Source organism: Azohydromonas lata NBRC 102462 (assembly GCF_001571085.1).
GTDB classification, from domain to species: domain Bacteria; phylum Pseudomonadota; class Gammaproteobacteria; order Burkholderiales; family Burkholderiaceae_C; genus Azohydromonas; species Azohydromonas lata.
This window is the reverse complement of record NZ_BCTC01000304.1, coordinates 1-925: the sequence shown is the minus strand read 5'-3', so window position 1 is coordinate 925 and position 925 is coordinate 1. Positions and strand designations below refer to the sequence as shown.

Below are 925 nucleotides of genomic sequence, written 5' to 3'. Positions count from 1 at the left end.
ACATCATCATGGTCACGCCCAGCTACATGCAGGTGATCATCGAGGAGTTCACGCGCCAGGGGCTGGACGCGAGCGACAGCAGCCTGAAGGTGGGCATCTTCGGCGCCGAGCCGTGGACCGACGCCATGCGCCGCGACATCGAGGCCAAGGCCGGCATCGATGCGGTGGACATCTACGGCCTGTCGGAAGTGATGGGCCCGGGTGTGGCCAGCGAATGCGTCGAGTCCAAGGACGGGCCGACCATCTGGGAAGACCACTTCTATCCCGAGATCGTCAACCCCGAGACCGGCGAGCCGGTGGCCGACGGCGAGGAGGGCGAGCTGGTCTTTACCTCGCTGACCAAGGAAGCGCTGCCCATCATCCGCTACCGCACGCGCGACCTCACGCGGCTGCTGCCGCCCACGTCAAGGGCGTTTCGGCGCATGGGCAAGATCGTCGGCCGCAGCGACGACATGCTGATCATCCGCGGCGTCAACGTCTTCCCGACGCAGATCGAGGAGATCGTGCTGCAGCACGAGAAGCTCTCCGGCCAGTACCAGGTGCAGGTCGAGCGCAAGGGCCTGCTGGACGAGGTGCTGGTGCGCTGCGAGCTGCAGCCCGGCGTCGCCGCGATGGCGACCGCCGACGTGGAACAGATTGCCCGCTGGGTGCAGCACCGCGTCAAGACGCTGGTGGGCATCTCCACGCGCGTGGAGGTGCTGATGAACGGCTCCATAGAGCGCACCCTCACCGGCAAGGCGCGCCGCGTGGTCGATCGCCGCCCAAAGGGCTGAAGTCGCGGCGCCCAACACCAAGCAACCGAACCAGCAGGAGTGATTTGCCATGTACACGCAGGCGATGGACACCATGGGCCGCGAGGCCGAGGACAAGGCGGTGCGCAGCCTCGAAGAAGCGCATCTGCAGCAGCGCTTCGACGCCACCATCG

1 protein-coding gene and 1 pseudogene are annotated in these 925 nt (G+C 66.6%); both read left to right on the top strand.

The window, feature by feature from the left end:
- The coding region (locus tag ALA01S_RS31225) for an AMP-binding protein (protein ID WP_157119452.1) at nt 1-773 on the top strand (773 nt) is incomplete at its 5' end.
- A 49-nt stretch (nt 774-822) separates the two neighbouring features.
- Nucleotides 823-925, top strand: a pseudogene (locus ALA01S_RS35135) (1,2-phenylacetyl-CoA epoxidase subunit PaaA); the annotation flags it as partial.